Source organism: Qipengyuania sp., assembly GCF_964227205.1.
Classification (GTDB): domain Bacteria; phylum Pseudomonadota; class Alphaproteobacteria; order Sphingomonadales; family Sphingomonadaceae; genus Qipengyuania.
In genome coordinates this window covers 54,660-70,105 of sequence record NZ_CAXQVB010000004.1, presented here as the reverse complement: position 1 = coordinate 70,105, position 15,446 = coordinate 54,660, and the positions used below count along the sequence as shown (strand labels likewise).

16 protein-coding genes are annotated in these 15,446 nt (G+C 65.8%); 6 read left to right on the top strand and 10 right to left on the bottom strand.

Annotated elements, in window-relative coordinates:
- Positions 1–319: 319 nt before the first annotated feature.
- Positions 320–1,861, top strand: coding sequence for a lipopolysaccharide biosynthesis protein (locus ACEQZ0_RS11685; RefSeq protein WP_370190978.1), 1,542 nt, complete (start codon positions 320–322; stop codon positions 1,859–1,861).
- On the opposite strand, the gene ACEQZ0_RS11680 is transcribed toward ACEQZ0_RS11685, so the two are convergent.
- Positions 1,779–2,651 carry a glycosyltransferase family A protein gene (locus ACEQZ0_RS11680; RefSeq protein WP_370190977.1) on the bottom strand — a complete coding sequence of 291 codons (873 nt, stop codon included), beginning with the start codon at positions 2,649–2,651 and terminating at the stop codon, positions 1,779–1,781. The genes ACEQZ0_RS11685 and ACEQZ0_RS11680 overlap by 83 nt on opposite strands.
- 127 nt (positions 2,652–2,778) lie before the next feature.
- Between ACEQZ0_RS11680 and ACEQZ0_RS11675 the strand changes: the two genes are divergently transcribed.
- Positions 2,779–3,738 carry an aspartyl protease family protein gene (locus ACEQZ0_RS11675; protein ID WP_370190976.1) on the top strand — a complete coding sequence of 320 codons (960 nt, stop codon included), beginning with the start codon at positions 2,779–2,781 and terminating at the stop codon, positions 3,736–3,738.
- A 59-nt stretch (positions 3,739–3,797) separates the two neighbouring features.
- On the opposite strand, the gene ACEQZ0_RS11670 is transcribed toward ACEQZ0_RS11675, so the two are convergent.
- On the bottom strand, positions 3,798–3,989 hold the full coding sequence (locus ACEQZ0_RS11670; protein ID WP_370190975.1) for a hypothetical protein: 192 nt from the start codon (positions 3,987–3,989) through the stop codon (positions 3,798–3,800).
- Positions 3,990–4,292: 303 nt separating this feature from the next.
- On the opposite strand from ACEQZ0_RS11670, the gene ACEQZ0_RS11665 reads away from it, so the two are divergent.
- Both ACEQZ0_RS11665 and ACEQZ0_RS11660 read left to right on the top strand, forming a co-directional pair.
- The gene (locus tag ACEQZ0_RS11665) at positions 4,293–6,101 is read left to right on the top strand and encodes an ABC transporter ATP-binding protein/permease (protein WP_370190974.1); all 1,809 of its coding nucleotides are present in this window, start codon (positions 4,293–4,295) and stop codon (positions 6,099–6,101) included.
- Positions 6,102–6,212: 111 nt separating this feature from the next.
- Positions 6,213–7,706 (top strand): SulP family inorganic anion transporter, encoded by a 1,494-nt coding sequence (locus tag ACEQZ0_RS11660; RefSeq protein WP_370190973.1) that lies wholly within the window; start codon positions 6,213–6,215, stop codon positions 7,704–7,706.
- A gap of 82 nt (positions 7,707–7,788) precedes the next feature.
- Here the strand turns inward: ACEQZ0_RS11660 and ACEQZ0_RS11655 are convergent, their stop codons facing one another.
- Genes ACEQZ0_RS11655 through ACEQZ0_RS11640 form a run of 4 tightly spaced genes read right to left on the bottom strand, consistent with a single transcriptional unit; the run spans position 7,789 to position 10,588 of the window.
- The gene (locus ACEQZ0_RS11655) at positions 7,789–8,193 is read right to left on the bottom strand and encodes an ACT domain-containing protein (RefSeq protein ID WP_370190972.1); all 405 of its coding nucleotides are present in this window, start codon (positions 8,191–8,193) and stop codon (positions 7,789–7,791) included.
- Positions 8,193–9,491 carry an ATP-dependent protease ATPase subunit HslU gene (gene hslU / locus ACEQZ0_RS11650; RefSeq protein ID WP_370190971.1) on the bottom strand — a complete coding sequence of 433 codons (1,299 nt, stop codon included), beginning with the start codon at positions 9,489–9,491 and terminating at the stop codon, positions 8,193–8,195. Before hslU ends, ACEQZ0_RS11655 begins: the two co-directional genes overlap by 1 nt.
- Before the next feature lie 21 nt (positions 9,492–9,512).
- Positions 9,513–10,073 (bottom strand): ATP-dependent protease subunit HslV, encoded by a 561-nt coding sequence (gene hslV / locus ACEQZ0_RS11645; protein ID WP_370190970.1) that lies wholly within the window; start codon positions 10,071–10,073, stop codon positions 9,513–9,515.
- Positions 10,074–10,126: 53 nt separating this feature from the next.
- Entirely contained in the window at positions 10,127–10,588 is a 462-nt protein-coding gene (locus tag ACEQZ0_RS11640) for an outer membrane protein assembly factor BamE (RefSeq protein ID WP_370190969.1), read from the bottom strand.
- Positions 10,589–10,749: 161 nt separating this feature from the next.
- Here ACEQZ0_RS11640 and ACEQZ0_RS11635 point away from each other — a divergent pair, with 161 nt between their 5' ends.
- Both ACEQZ0_RS11635 and ACEQZ0_RS11630 read left to right on the top strand, forming a co-directional pair.
- Positions 10,750–11,265, top strand: coding sequence for a ubiquinol-cytochrome C chaperone family protein (locus ACEQZ0_RS11635; protein ID WP_370190968.1), 516 nt, complete (start codon positions 10,750–10,752; stop codon positions 11,263–11,265).
- On the top strand, positions 11,262–11,789 hold the full coding sequence (locus ACEQZ0_RS11630) for a DUF177 domain-containing protein (protein ID WP_370190967.1): 528 nt from the start codon (positions 11,262–11,264) through the stop codon (positions 11,787–11,789). The genes ACEQZ0_RS11635 and ACEQZ0_RS11630 overlap by 4 nt, the downstream gene beginning before the upstream one ends.
- A gap of 170 nt (positions 11,790–11,959) precedes the next feature.
- Here the strand turns inward: ACEQZ0_RS11630 and ssb are convergent, their stop codons facing one another.
- From ssb to ACEQZ0_RS11610, 4 genes are all read right to left on the bottom strand, one after another.
- A complete protein-coding gene (gene ssb / locus ACEQZ0_RS11625) occupies positions 11,960–12,481 on the bottom strand; it encodes a single-stranded DNA-binding protein (RefSeq protein WP_370190966.1) in 522 nt (173 codons plus the stop codon).
- Between the two features lie 168 nt (positions 12,482–12,649).
- The gene (locus ACEQZ0_RS11620) at positions 12,650–14,497 is read right to left on the bottom strand and encodes a ferrous iron transporter B (protein ID WP_370190965.1); all 1,848 of its coding nucleotides are present in this window, start codon (positions 14,495–14,497) and stop codon (positions 12,650–12,652) included.
- Complete coding sequence (locus ACEQZ0_RS11615; RefSeq protein ID WP_370190964.1) at positions 14,494–14,733, bottom strand: ferrous iron transport protein A; 240 nt, start codon at positions 14,731–14,733, stop codon at positions 14,494–14,496. Before ACEQZ0_RS11615 ends, ACEQZ0_RS11620 begins: the two co-directional genes overlap by 4 nt.
- Positions 14,734–14,786: 53 nt before the next feature.
- Complete coding sequence (locus ACEQZ0_RS11610) at positions 14,787–15,446, bottom strand: COQ9 family protein (protein WP_370190963.1); 660 nt, start codon at positions 15,444–15,446, stop codon at positions 14,787–14,789.

Here is a 15,446-nt window from a genome sequence, read left to right as displayed (position 1 = left end):
TTAACACCGGGGGACCGGCTATCCGTCTCTGTTGGCGACCATCGCGGCAGGCTGTCGAAACCGCCAGCGCCGCGTCGGTGAGCGCCATCTAGGCGCGACCCGGGATTCGGTCAATGGCTTTTTGCAGTTTTGTTGCGATCGCGCAGAAAAATGGCGGAAAACCGCGCTTCGCGACCGATCAGCTGGCAAGGGACATACGCTGTGGCGCGGTATCGGGCAACCGCAGCCGCACCGGGCCGCGTGAATCGGTGCCGCGATTCCCCCGAAAACGCGAATCTCCCGGCTCGCATTCGCCTCGAATCGCGCCTAGCACCCGGTCATGACGAGCGACGGGTCCGGCGAGCAGGAAGCACCAGAAGGATTTGGCGCGCGCGTGCGCAGCGCGCTCGCGTGGAGGTGGGGCAGCCAGCTGGTGGCGCAATTCATCACATGGGGCTCGACCATATTGGTGGTGCGCCTGCTCGACCCCTCGGACTATGGCCTCTTCGCGATGAGCCAGGTGGTGGTCACCGCGCTCAACTTCCTCAATGGCTGGAGCTTCGCCAGTTCACTGATCCAGGCCGAGAAGGTGGGCGACCGCGAAATCGGCCAGGCCTTCGCGCTGTTGCTGCTGACCAACGGGACACTCGCCGTCGTCCAGCTGCTGCTCGCCCCTCTCGCCGCCGACTATTACGGACAGCCCGCGGTGGCCCAGCTGCTGCGCGTGCAGGCGCTGATATTCCTCGCGATCCCCTTCACCGCCCTGCCGACCGCACTGCTCGCGCGGCGGCTCGAATTCCGCGGCCAGGGTATCGCCAACCTCGTCTCGGCGATCGTCGCCGCGGTCACCGCATTGGCGCTGGCCTGGTTCGGCTTCGGCGTGTGGGCGCTGATCTACGCACCGATCGCCGGCTATGCGGTGCGCGCCGTCATCATGTGTATCGCGGCACGCCTGTGGGTCCGTCCGGTCTTCGATCTGAGAGGCGCCCGGCGCATGATCGGCTTCGGCGGCGCACTCACATTGTGCCAGCTGTTCTGGATCATCCAGAGCCAGAGCGACATTTTCATCGCCGGCCGGGTGTTCTCGGTCCACCAGCTGGGTCTCTATTCGGAGGCGCTGTTCCTGACCTTGATCGTCACCGGACGTTTCATTCCGCCACTCAACGACGTCGCCTTCCCCGCCTATGCCGAACTGCACAAGGCCGGACGCAGCCTGGGTCCCTATTTCGAACGAACGATGCAGAGCGTGCTGCTGGTGGTCTCACCGATATACATCGGGCTGGCGCTGACCGCGCCCGAAGCGATCCTGGTGGTGTTCGGCGAAAAATGGACCGGCATGGCGCCGATCGTCTCGGGGCTGGCGCTGGTCATGCCGCTGATGGCGGTGCAGATCATCTGCTCGCCGACCGTGACCGCGACGGGCAAGGAACGCATCTACCTCGTCACCAGCATGGCCGGCGCGGCGGTATTCGCGACATCCTTCCTGATCGGCGTCCGGTTCGGAGCACAGGGGCTGGTCAGGGCGTGGTGGGTGGCGGCGCCGACCCTGCTCGCCATCACGCTGGCGCTGACGCTGCCGCAGATCGGGCTGTCGCTGCGGCGCCTGCTGCTTGCTGCCCTGCCCCCGGCCGCTGCCTGCCTGGCAATGGCAGGCGTGGTCGCGGCGCTGCGGCTCGTGTTGCCGGCCGATATCGGGCCCGTGGCAACGCTCGCCAGCCTCGGTCTTGCCGGTGCCGCGACCTATGGTGCGATCCTGTTCTTCGTCTGGCCCGACGTGGTGCGCCAGAGCCTGGCGATGCTCAGGCGGACGCCGAGCGATCCGCTGCCGCAGCCCGCATTCGGGCCAGCGCCCGGCGGTCGAACCAGTACCATAGCGGATTGAGCCGCGGCGCCAGCCGGTCGAGCCATGCAGGATAGGTTTCGGCCATGAGCCGGGGCAGGGCCTGCGGGCCGCTCGAGCGCATGATCGCAGTTACAATGCTGTTCTGGAACCGCCGCAGCGCGTAATTGGTCATACGCTTCGCCTGCTGGCGCAGGCCGCGCAAGGTAAGGGCATTGGGAACGCAGTAGAAGCCTGCATCGAGGCACCCGACCACGCGCTCGCTGCGCCAATCGGCATCGCCGCCCAGATCGGTATGCGCGAGCGCGGCGATCAGGCCGTCGTCACCGATCAGATCTTCAGGCAGGCGGATGCCGCTGGCGCGCAGGCGCTCGACGAAGCTGCCGCGCAGCGCATAGCAATCGCCGAACAGGCCGGCCTCTTCGGCCATCAGTTTGCGATAACGGGCCGCATTGCGGCCGTTCATCGGCGGGGCGGAGGCGGCATTGGATTCGGGGTGCTCGGCCAGGCAGCGCTCGAGCGCCGCGATCGATCCGGGTACCAGCTCGGCATCCCCATCGACGAAGACATAGGTCGCCGCCCGCGGGGCGGCGTCGAGGATGAAGCGGTTCCAGCTGCGCGACTTGCCGCCCTGCGCATATTCGACCAGTTCGACTCCGCGCTCATGATAGGCGCGCACGATATCGGCGGTGGCATCGCTGCTGCCATTGACGACGACCACGACGCGCACATCGCTTTCATCCAGCGGAAGGCTGTCGAGGCAGGCGGCGATGCGTCGCTCTTCATTATGGGCCAGGACCGTCACGAGGACCCGGCAGCTGTCGTCGGTCATAGGATGTCCGCGCAATCTCGACTGATGCGGAATATAGGGCAGCCCCCGGCAAGCTGCAAACATCCGCGCCCCGTTTTGTCCGATCGCCGGGCCGTGGTAGCCTAGGGCGACCACAAGGATGGATGGCATGATCCGAAGCGCGCTCTTCCGCTTCTCTCCACTCGCCGCATGCCTCGCGCTGACGGCGCCCGCCACTGCGCAGGACCAACCCGCTACCGGTGAGGGCGTCGAGCCCACGGCTGCCGACCAGGCACTCGAACGTGATCGCTTCGAACGGTTGACGGTGCCCGTGACGATCGGCGGCAACGGGCCCTATCGCTTCCTGATCGACACCGGCGCGCAGGCAACGGTGGTTTCGCACGATATCGCCGAGGATCTGGCGCTGCCACGGCGCGGGCAGGCCCTGCTCGTCGCCATGGGCAGTGCCCAGCGGGTCGATCTGGTCGAGGTCGACGAGCTGAGCTTCGCCGACCGCTCGATCACCGGACTGCTGTCGCCGCTGCTGCACGCAGGCAATATCGGCGCCGATGGAATCCTCGGCCTCGACAGCCTGCAGGATTTGCGCGTGCTGATCGATTTTCGCGAAGAGCGCATGCGCGTGGCCGACGCAGCGACCCTGGGCGGGAACGCCGGTTACGACATCATCGTCCGCGCGCGCCGGAGGCTGGGCCAGATGGTGATCACCGACGCGACTGTCGACGATATCCGTATCGCGGTGATCATCGATACCGGGGCGCAGGGCAGCACCGGCAACCGCGCGCTGCTGCGCAGACTGCGGGCCCGCGCAGAGGGCGAAGTCAGCGCAACCGACGTGCATGGCGTACGCATTCTCAGCGAACTGTCCTTTGTGCGCGAACTGGCGATCGGCGGGCTGACGATGGACAACGTACCGATCGGCTTTACCGACAGCCCGACCTTCCGCGCACTCGGTCTCGACCGGCGCCCTGCGCTGATCCTCGGCATAGGCAATATGCGCGTGTTCGACCGTGTAGCGATCGATTTCGCGCGGCGGCAGATCCTGTTCGATATCCCGGGAGACCCCGACCCATCGCGTGCGCGTACCATGTTCATGCGTCCGGGGCCGTAACGGCGGCAGCCACCCGCAAGCGGCCGCCGGGAAACACCCGGCGGCCCGGCGCGTGCCGATCAGTTGGGATTGTAATAGACGTAACACCAGTTCTCGCACTGCCGCACGGTGGCTTCGTCGGGCTGCCAGTCCTGGCAGTCGATCATGCACTGGATGAAGTCGTCGTCGCTGGCCATCTGCGCCTGCAGCGGCGCGGTCGAGGTAACGATGACGAAGGCCACGGCCGTGGTCTTTGCGATAAGGCTTTTCATGCAATCCTCCTTTCTTTGTTTAAATGCGCATGACAGCGCATATCGAACAGACCATATTCATTTGATCGCGGTCAATCGAAATAAAATCCGCGATGACAAAACGTTTTCGAAATACGCCAGATAGAATTACATGCAAATTGCACTTAACGTCACGAAATTCGATTTCTTAATTAACATTTGACGGATGCGCTAGCTTTAGGATCTGCAGGTGCGCACCTGTTAACTTGCTGCCAACCATCGTCGCAAAGTCTATTCGGTCACCGGCTTGTCACTGCCCTGCTTTCACCCCAGAAGGCGAAGAACATGCCCCCCGAATATCCCGCCACACCGCCGCACGCCGATCCCGAAGGCTGGACCACCATCCGGCGTTTCCTCCCCTATCTCTGGCCGGCAGAAAAACCGCAGCTAAAGCGGCGCATCGTCGGCGCCATGGGGTTCGTCCTGCTGGCCAAGGCCACCACGCTGGCGCTGCCCTTCGCGTACAAGCGGGCGATCGACTCGATGACCACCCCCGCCAACGAGGCGGCGATGGTAGCGCTGGCCTTCGTCATCGCCTACGCTGCCGGGCGCCTGGCCGCGGTCACCTTCGATAATCTGCGCAATATCACCTTCGAGCGCGTCGGGCAGGACGCGACGCGCCAGCTGGCCGAAAACACCTTCACCCGGCTGCACCGGCTGAGCCTTCGCTTCCATCTTTCACGGCGCACCGGCGAGATCACCAAGACCATCGATCGGGGGACCAAGAGCATCGACGTGATGCTCTATTTCCTGCTCTTCAACATCGCCCCGACCGCGATCGAGCTGACGGCGGTGGGGGTGATCTTCTATCTCAATTTCGGTTGGGAGCTGGTTGCCGCCACGGCGCTGACGGTGGCCGCCTATGTCACCGTCACACGCAAGATCACCGAATGGCGCAACGATCTGCGGCGCCAGATGAACGAACTCGATGGCACCGCGCTGGCGCGCTCGGTCGACAGCCTGCTCAATTACGAGACGGTCAAATACTTCGGCGCCGAGGACCGGGAACGCCAGCGCTACGCCGATACCGCGCGCGCCTTTGCCGATGCGGCGGTAAAGAGCGAGAATTCGCTCGGCCTGCTCAACATCAGCCAGGCTCTCATCATGAACCTGCTGATGGGTGGTGCGATGGGCTTCACCGTATGGCAGTGGAGCAAGGGCGCGCTCACCACCGGCGACCTGGTGCTGGTCAATACCTATCTCACCCAGCTGTTCCGCCCGCTCGACATGCTCGGCATGGTCTACCGCACCGTGCGGCAGGGGCTGATCGACATGGCCGAGATGTTCCGCCTGATCGACACCGAGGCAGAGGTGAAGGATGTCCCCCGCGCACCCGCGCTGGTCGTGCGCCGCCCGACGCTTGCCTTCGAGGACGTGCACTTCGGTTACGAAGAAGACCGCGAAATCCTCCACGGGCTCAGCTTCGAGGTGCCGGCGGGCGCGCATGTCGCCATCGTCGGCCCATCGGGCGCGGGCAAGAGCACGATCGGGCGATTGCTGTTCCGCTTCTACGATCCCTGGGCGGGGCGCATCGCGATCGACGGGCAGGACATTGCCAAGGTCACGCAGGCGAGCCTGCGTGCCGCAATCGGCATCGTCCCGCAGGACAGCGTGCTGTTCAACGACACGATCGGCTACAATATCGCCTATGGCCGCGACGGAGCGACGCGCGACGAAGTGATCGCAGCGGCGCGCGATGCCGCGATTCTGCCCTTCATCGAGCGCCTGCCCGAAGGCCTGGATACCGAGGTGGGCGAGCGCGGGCTCAAGCTGTCGGGCGGCGAGAAGCAGCGCGTTGCCATCGCTCGCACGCTGGTCAAGGATCCACCGATCCTGCTGCTCGACGAGGCGACCAGCGCGCTCGATAGCCGCACCGAGCAGGCGATCCTCGCGACGCTGCGCCGCGTGTCCGAGCACCGGACCACGCTGGCGATCGCGCACCGCCTGTCGACTATCGCCGATGCCGACCGGATCCTCGTGCTCGACCACGGTCGCCTTGCCGAAAGCGGGACGCATCGTGAATTGCTCGCCGCGCGCGGGCTCTATGCGGAGATGTGGGCGCGACAGCAGGCGGAGAAGCGCGAAGAGGCGTAGCTGCCCGCACGCGCCGGGGCGTGCCCTTGTGTTGCGCTGCAACATAGGCCATAGGCGGCAGCGCTTTTCAGTGCGCCCGCGCGCGCTTCCCGAACCTTGCAGGACATGCCCATGCTCGACCGTAGCGCGATTCACCGCGACTGGTTTTCCAACATCCGTGCCGACATGCTGGCCGGCCTCGTCGTCGCGCTCGCCCTCATTCCCGAAGCGATCGGCTTTTCGATCATCGCCGGGGTCGATCCGCGCGTCGGCCTCTATGCCTCGGTCGCAATCGCCATGGTGATATCCTTCACCGGCGGTCGCCCGGGCATGATCTCCGCCGCGACGGCCGCGGTCGCGGTAGTGGTCGTACCCTTGGTGCGCGACCACGGCGTCGAGTATCTCTTCGCCGCGACGATCCTCATGGGCGTGTTCCAGGGCATTGCGGCCTTCCTGCGGCTCGACCTGCTGATGCAGTTCGTCAGCCGTTCGGTGATCACCGGGTTCGTCAACGCGCTCGCCATCCTCATCTTCATGGCACAGCTGCCGCAGCTGACGAATGTCGGCTGGGCAACCTACGCCATGGTCGCCGCCGCGCTGGCGATCATCTACCTCTTCCCCAAGCTGACCACCGCGGTGCCCAGCCCGCTGGTGGCGATCGTGGTGCTGACCGCGCTGTCGATCTGGATCCACGCGCCGGTCAACACCGTGGCCGATATGGGCGAACTGCCCGAAGGCCTGCCCTATTTCGCGCTCCCCGATGTCCCCCTCAACTGGGAAACGCTCGCCATCATCGCTCCCTATTCGGCGACCATGGCGGCGGTCGGCCTGCTCGAAAGCCTGCTCACCGCGCAGATCGTCGACGACATGACGCATACTGGTTCGAACAAGCGCCGCGAAAGCGCAGGTCAGGGCGTCGCCAATGTTGTCGCGGCCTTCTTCGGCGGCATGGGCGGCTGCGCGATGATCGGCCAGTCGGTGATCAATGTGACCAGCGGTGGCCGCGGGCGCCTGTCGACCTTCACCGCGGGCCTCTCGCTCCTGATCCTCCTCGCCCTGCTCGGCGATCTCGTCGGCCAGGTGCCGATGCCCGCGCTGGTGGCGATCATGATCATGGTCTCGATCGGCACCTTCTCGTGGAACTCGATTCCCAACATGACGCGCCACCCGTGGCAGTCCTCCGTCGTGATGCTGACCACCGTGGTTGTCGTGGTCGCGACGCACAATCTCGCGCTCGGTGTGCTCGCAGGCGTGGTGCTCTCGGGCGTGTTCTTCACGCACAAGGTGATGACCATGTTCGAAGTGGTGCGCGAGCGCGAGGGCGACACCGCGATCTACCGCGCCAAGGGCCAGATCTTCTACGCCAGCGTCGAACGTTTCGAAGCCGCGCTCGGCCCCGAAAGCACCCAGCCCGACCCGGCAGACCACGTGATCATCGACGTCTCGAAGGCCCACTTCTGGGACATCTCGGCTGTCGGCGCGCTCGACAAGGTGGTCGAACGCATGCGCCGCAACGGCCGCAGCGTGCAGGTGCGTGGCCTGAACCGCGCCAGCAGCGACCTGGTCGACAAATTCGCGCTCACCGACAAGACCGGCGTGGAGATCGGGCTGGCCCCGCATCCCTAGGGCATGCACGAGTCCCCGCGGAGGCCGAGACCTCAGTCTGTTCTGGCGCCAGATGGCCAGAGACCGCGGCCTTCGCCGGGGATCAGCTCTCTATGGCTTGCAACTCGCGCAGGAGCGCCACCGCCTCCTCGGCGCGGTCGGCAGGCACGAAGACGTGGTCGTGATAGAACGCCGCGACCATGTTGCAGGCGATGCCCACCTTGGCCAGCGCACCCGCCACGGCAGCGGTCAGGCCTACGCCCTCGAGGTCGGAGTTCACCATCAGCGTGATGCGCGCGAAGTCCGGTCCTTCGATGCCCAGTTCGTCGGCAAGCTCCGCCGGGACGATCGCCGTCACGCCCTCGTCCTCGCGGAAGGTCCCGATGGCCGCGCCGAGCAATTGCGGCGCTGTATCGGGGCTCACAAGGACGAAGCGCCAGTGTTGCGTATCGAGCCGGGGCGCCATGGCGGCGATCATCGCCTTGCCATCGCGCACCGGCCCGCCCATTACAGGATATACTTGCTGAGGTCGGCGTCGCCTGCCAGCGTTTCGAGCCGTTCGCGGACATAGGCGGCGTCGATCGTGATCGTCTCGCCCTTGTGCTCCTCGGCCTCGAAGCTGATGTCCTCAAGCAGGCGTTCCATCACAGTCTGCAGGCGACGGGCACCGATGTTCTCGACTGTCTCGTTGACCCGCGCGGCGAGCTTGGCGACTTCGGTGATGGCATCCTCGGTAAAGTCGAGCGTCACATCCTCGGTGCCGATCAGCGCCTTGTACTGCTCGACCAGGTTGGCGCGCGTTTCCTTGAGGATGCGGACGAAATCCTCCTCGGTCAGCGCGCGCAGTTCGACGCGGATCGGCAGGCGGCCCTGCAATTCGGGCAGCATGTCGCTGGGCTTGGCGACGTGGAACGCGCCGCTGGCGATGAAGAGCACGTGGTCGGTCTTCATCGGGCCGTATTTGGTCGCCACCGTAGTGCCCTCGATCAGCGGCAGCAGGTCGCGCTGCACGCCTTCGCGGCTAACCGATCCGCCACGCACGTCGCTGACGGCGATCTTGTCGATTTCGTCGAGGAAGACGATGCCATTGGTCTCGGCATTTTCCAGCGCGACGCGATTGACGTCGTCCTGGTCCATGCGCTTGTCGGCTTCCTCGTCGACGAGCCGGTCCCAGGCGTCGGGCACCTTCAGCTTGCGGCGCTTCATCGGGCTCTTGCCCATCGCCTTGCCGAGCATGTCGGAAAGGTCGATCATCCCGACCCCGCCGGGCATTCCGGGGATGTCCATCTGCTGGCCCGGCTGTTCGCGCAGCTCGATCTCGACCTCGGTGTCGTTCATCGCGTTTTCGACGATCCGCTGGCGAAAGGCCTCGCGCGTCGCCTCGCTGGCGTTGTCGCCGACCAGCGCGGTCAGCAGGCGGTCCATCGCCGCATGGCTGGCCGCCTCGCGCACCGCCTCGCGGCGGCGTTCCTTTTCAAGCCGGATGGCTTCCTCGGCAAGGTCGCGCGCGATCTGGTCGACATCGCGGCCGACATAGCCGACTTCGGTGAACTTGGTCGCCTCGATCTTGATGAAAGGCGCTTCGGCGAGCCTCGCCAGCCGGCGGCTGATCTCGGTCTTGCCGCAGCCGGTGGGGCCGATCATCAGGATGTTCTTGGGCGTCACCTCGTCGCGCAGATCGGGGCCGAGCCGCTGGCGGCGCCAGCGGTTGCGCAGCGCCACGGCGACGGCGCGCTTGGCATCCTTCTGGCCGATGATGTGCTCGTCGAGCGCGGCGACGATCGCCTTCGGAGTCAGATTGTCCATAAATTCCTCGGTCCCTCGAACCTAGACGGTCTCGAGGGTCACATTGCCATTGGTGAAGACGCAGACATCGGCGGCGACCGCCATGGCCTTGCGCGCGATGGTTTCGGCATCGTCCTCGTAATCGACCAGCGCCTTGGCGGCCGAAAGCGCGTAGTTTCCGCCCGAGCCGATCGCGGCGATGCCGCCTTCGGGTTCGAGCACGTCGCCATTGCCGGTGAGGACGAGGAGGTTTTCCTTGTCCGCGACGATCATCAGCGCCTCGAGATTGCGCAGATATTTGTCCATGCGCCAGTCCTTGGTCAGCTCGACCGCGGCGCGCAGGAGCTGTCCGTTATGCTGTTCGAGCTTGCGTTCGAGCCGTTCGAACAGCGTGAAGGCATCGGCGGTGGCGCCGGCGAAACCGGCCACGACCTTGCCTCCTTCACCGATCCGGCGGACCTTCTTCGCATTGGGCTTCATCACCGTATTGCCCATGGAGACCTGCCCGTCTCCGGCAATGACGGTGGTATCGCCGCGCTTGACGCCGATGATGGTGGTGGAATGCCACTGGGTGAGGCCGTGGCGATCGTCTTGTGAACTCATGCCGCGCGATATGGGGCGCGCGCGGCACGGGTCAAGCTATGCGCGCGAAAGCCTTACTGGCTGGGCCCAGCGGCGCCCGGAGCACCGACCGCGCCGATATTGCCGAACAGGTCCTCGAGGAAGGTGCGCTCGCGGCCCAGCGTCGGCGTCGCGTCGCCATCGGGGCTGAGATAGACGACCTTATCGATGCCCGACTGCTCGGTCGATACGACGTTTCCGGCCTGGTCGAACTTTACCGCGAGCACCGAATGCTGCTGGATCCGCGGACGGACGAACGGTTTGCGTCCGCTGGTGCTCGATACGTAGTACCAGGTCTTCTGGCCGTACTGGCTTTCGAAGGTCGGGCGGCCCAGCGTGCTCGCGACGCTCCGCTCATTGTCGATGCCCGGCTGGACCGACTGCAGCAGCGTCGCATCGACGATGTAACCGCGCGGTTCGCGGATCGAGGCACAGCCGCTCACGGCGATGGCGCCTGCGCCGACGATGGCAAGGCCCAGAATTTTCGACCTGTTCATGGGAACAGCAAATCTCCGTCTTTCGGCAGGCGCTTGGCCGCGGGCCGTCCCCTGCCTATATGCTCGGCCACCGCCTTAATCGCAAAGCGCGTGCCCATGCAACTCGGCAATGGGGAGCGCTTGGGGATCGCGGCCTGTATTGCCGCTGAACGGAGTAGAACGTGTCCTTCCTGTCCCGCCTTTTCGGCACCCAGCCCGACCCGCGCGAAGAATGGCGCGCGCTGTGGCATCGCACCGTCGCCGAAGCACGCGATCCCGACTGGTACCGCATGTGCGGCGTCGCCGATTCCGTGGAAGGGCGCTACGACATGATCACGCTGGTGCTGACGCTGGTCATGCTGCGTCTGGAAGACGAAGGCGGCATGGAAGCGAGCACTGCGCGACTGACCGAACTGTTCGTCGAGGACATGGAGGGGCAGATGCGCGAGGCGGGGATCGGCGATCCCACCGTGGGCAAGAAGATCAACGCGCTGATGGAAAGCATGAACGGGCGCATCGGCGCCTATCGCGAGGGGCTGCGCAGCGACCCCAAGGTGCTGGTCGAGGCGGTGCGCCGCAACGTCACCATGGCCCAGCCCGACGAGGCCGAGGCGCTGGTCCAGCGCATGGCGGCATTGCATGCTCGGCTGGCGCGGACAAGCGTCGAGCAGCTCCGCGCCGGAGAGATTGCCGCATGACCGCGCCCGAACTCAGCCGGCTGGTGAAGCCGCGCGCCCTGCCTCCCGAACCGTTGGTGGTCGAGGCAAGCGAGGAAGAACGCGCCGCGCTGGCGAAGCGATTCGCGGTCACCTCGATTCCCGCACTCACCGCGAAGGTCGAGCTCGGCACCAAGGACGAGGCGGTGCTGGCCAGCGGAACGCTTTCCGCCACCATCGTGCAGCCCTGTGCGGTGACGCGCGAGGACCTGTCGTACGACGTCGAAGAGGTGCTCGCGCTGCGTTTCGTGCCCGCCGGATCGCTGCCCGAGCACGCGCCCGACGAGGAGATCGAGCTCGACAGCGAGGATCTCGACGAGATCGAATACGAGGGCGATGCCTTCGACCTCGGCGAAGCGATCGCGCAGACGCTGGCGCTCGCCATCGATCCCTATCGCGAAGGCCCCGGCGCCGACGAGGCGCGCAAGAAGGCGGGCATCACCAGCGACGAGGAACAGGCACCCAGCGGCCCGCTGGCCGAGGCGCTTGCCAAGCTGAAAAAATAGGCCTCCCCCATCGGGGGGGGGACCGTCGCGGACGGTGGAGGGGCACTCTCGAACACCCCAGATCGAGTGAGAGGATAAGACCCCTCTAGCCAGCCAACGACAAAGGGCACGAGCCTTCGCCCGTGCCCCTCCACCATCCTGCGGATGGTTCCCCCCGGTTGGGGGAGGATTTAGAACGGAATGTCGTCGTCGAGATCGTCGTAGTTCGAGCCGCCGCCCGAGCTTCCGCCCGAACCGCCGCCGCCCTGGTTCCAGCCGCCGCCGGAGCCGCCGCCCGACGGGCCGCCACCCTGATCCCAGTTGCCGCCGCCGCGCTGGCCGCCGCCACCACCGCCGCCCTGGGCGCCGTCGAGCATGGTCATCGTGCCGTTCATGCCGCGGATCACCACTTCGGTGCTGTAGCGATCGTTGCCCGATTGGTCCTGCCACTTGCGGGTCTGCAGCTGGCCTTCGATGTAGACCTTGCTGCCCTTGCGCAGGAAGCGTTCGACCACGCCGACGAGACCTTCGGAGAAAATCGCCACGCTGTGCCACTCGGTCCGCTCCTGCCGCTCGCCGGTGTTGCGGTCCTTCCACGTCTCGCTGGTGGCGATGCGCAGATTGGCGACCTTGCCGCCGTTCTGGAAGCTGCGGATTTCCGGGTCGGCGCCCAGATTCCCGATGAGCATGACTTTGTTGAGGCTACCGGCCATCGAATCAATCCTTCGTATCTGTTGTGCTTGGCCTAACCGAGGGCAGGATGAGTCGCCACCCCTGCCCCCGCTTACCCACACAGTCATTGCGAGGAGCCGCAGGCGAGGCGGCAATCCAGCGAGCACCGGACTGGATTGCTTCGCTACGCTCGCAATGACAGGCTCGAACTACAGTCCCAGCGCGGTGGCGATCCAGAAGGTCAGCCCGGCGAAGACATAGGCCAGCGCGAAGAGGTAGCCGACCATGAAGGCGGGCCATTTCCAGCCATTGGTCTCGCGCCGCGCGACCGCGATGGTCGAGATGCACTGCGGCGCGAAAACGAACCAGGCGAGGAAGGCGAGCGCGGTCGGCAGGCTCCACAATGCGGCGATCTTGTCGGTCACGCCCGAAGCGGCGAGATCCTCGTCCTCGGCATCTACGGCATAGGTGGTCGCGAGCGCGGAAACTGCGACTTCGCGCGCCGCCATGGCAGGCACCAGCGCGAGGCTCATCTCGCGGTTGAAGCCGATCGGCTCGAGCACCGGGTGCAGCCCGTCGGCGATCCGTCCGGCGACGCTCGCATCCATCTGGCTTTCGCCCTCTTGCGCCTTGGGGAAGCTGAGCATCAGCCACAGCACGATCGTGACGGTGAAGATGATCGTCCCCGCGCGACGCAGGAACACCCAGGCGCGCTGCCACAGCCCGATGGCGAGGTCCTTGATGCGCGGCAATTGGTAGCGCGGCAGTTCCATGATGAAACCGCTCGCCGCGCCGCTGGTCACGGTCTTGCGCAGCACCAGCGCCACCACCATCGCCCCGAGAATTCCCGCGATATAGAGCGCGAACAGCACCAGCCCCTGCAGCCCTATGCCCGGCCCCACACTCGTCTGCGGAATGACCGCGGCAATAATCACCGCATAGACCGGCAGCCGCGCCGAACAGGTCATCATCGGGGCGATGAGGATGGTGGTCAGCCGGTCCTTCGGGTCGGGGATGCTGCGCGTCGCCATGATGCCGGGAATCGCGCAGGCGAAGCTGGAGAGCAGCGGAATGAAGCTTTTCCCCGACAGGCCGACGCCCGCCATCAGCCGGTCCATCAGGAAGGCGGCGCGCGCCATGTAACCGCTCGCCTCCATCACCAGGATGAAGAAGAACAGGATCACGATCTGCGGCAGGAAGACCACCACCGAACCGACGCCGGCGAGCACGCCCTCGGTCAGGAAATCGCGGGCGAAGCCAGGCGGAAGCGTATCGGTAACGAGGCCCGAGATCGCCCCGACCCCGGCTTCGAGCGCATCGGCAAACGGCGTCGCCCAAGCGAACACGGCCTGGAAGATCACGAACAGCAGGCCTAACAGGATGACCGGGCCGATCCACGGGTTGAGCAGCACGCGGTCGATGCCGTTCTCGATCGTATGACGCGTCGATTTCGAGAGAATCGCGGCGCGCGCGATGTGCTTGGCCGATAGTCGCCTTTCGGGCAGCGTCAGATGCCAGCGCTTGTGCGCTTCCTCGTCGGCGTGGCTTTCGGCCTCGGCAATCGCGGCGGAAAGGTCGGCGAGCCCCTTGCGGCGCACCGCGACCGTCGGAACCACCGGGACGCCCAGCGCCTCGGAAAGGGCCGCGGGATCGAGCGTGAGCCCGTCGCGTTCGGCGAGGTCGACCATGTTGAGCGCGACCACCGTCGGGCGCCCCAGTTCGAGCACTTCCTGCGCGAATACCAGATGCTGCTCGAGATTGGCCGCATCGAGCACGAGGACGATCACCTCGGGCAGCGGTTCGCCTTCGAATTCCCCGTGGACGACCTTGCGCGTCACTTCCTCGTCGGGACTGGCGGCGTCGAAGCTGTAGGATCCGGGCAGGTCGATCAGTTCGACCGGTTCGCCGCTCGGCAGCGTCAGCCGACCGGCCTTCCGCTCGACCGTGACGCCGGGATAATTGGCGATCTTCTGCCGCGCACCGGTGAGCGCGTTGAACAGCGCCGACTTGCCCGAATTGGGATTGCCGACGAGGGCTGCTGTGCGTTTGCGGCTCATGCGGGCTCGACCTCGATCGCCAGCGCATGCGACCGGCGCAGCGCAATGGTCATCCGCCCGATTCGGATGGCGAGCGGATCGCGCGTGCCGAAGATCCCGCGATGGATCACCGCGATCTCGGCACCCTCGTCCACGCCCAGCGCCTTCAGGCGCTTGCCTTCATCCTCGGCCAAGGCGGCCCAGTCGACCGCCACGATCCTGGCGGCCTTCTCGTGTTCGAACCCGTCGAGCGTCATGCCGCCGCCCTGTCAGATGTGCGCGCTTGTTGCAACTGGTTATCAATAGCGCGCTAACGCGCGGGGTAGCGCAGCCGCCCCAGGAAGCGCGCCATGCTGAAGCGCTCGCGCTCGGGGTTGAGCCACTTGGCCTTGACTTTCTCGAAGGTCATGACGCCTTCGATCCGGCGGTCGAGGAAGGCCTTTGTTTCGGCCTTGCCCTCGCTCTCGTCGGCCACGAAAATCGACAGCGTCGCGCCGTAGATCGAGGCGAGGATGGCGCGTTTGGTGTAGTGGTTGTAGTCGGTCGCCGTGTCGCCGGCGAGCCGCCACATCACGTCTGCACTGTTCCATCCGGTCTTGATCGCGCGCACCGCGTTCTGCGGCATGGCCATGATCGCCAGCGCGCGGCGCAGCGCCTCTTCCTGCCCCGCCACCGCATCGAGGCGATACTGGACGAGGCTGCGGATGCGCTCGCGAATCTTCATCTTCGCGAGCTTTTCGGGTGGGAGGTCGAGCATCATCCGCCGGTCGATCGTTTCGATCCAGGCGCAGATCATGCCCATCGCGCCATCGTCCTTGAAGGCGAGGCGCGCGACATCGCGGTCGGCACCGAGCTGGTCGGCGGCCATGTCGAGCGCTGCGCCAGTCCAGCCATCGAACACCGCCGCATCGGCGATGCCGGGCGCGAGTGCGAGGCGCAGTTCGTCGAGTGTGAGATCGGCTACGTCCAT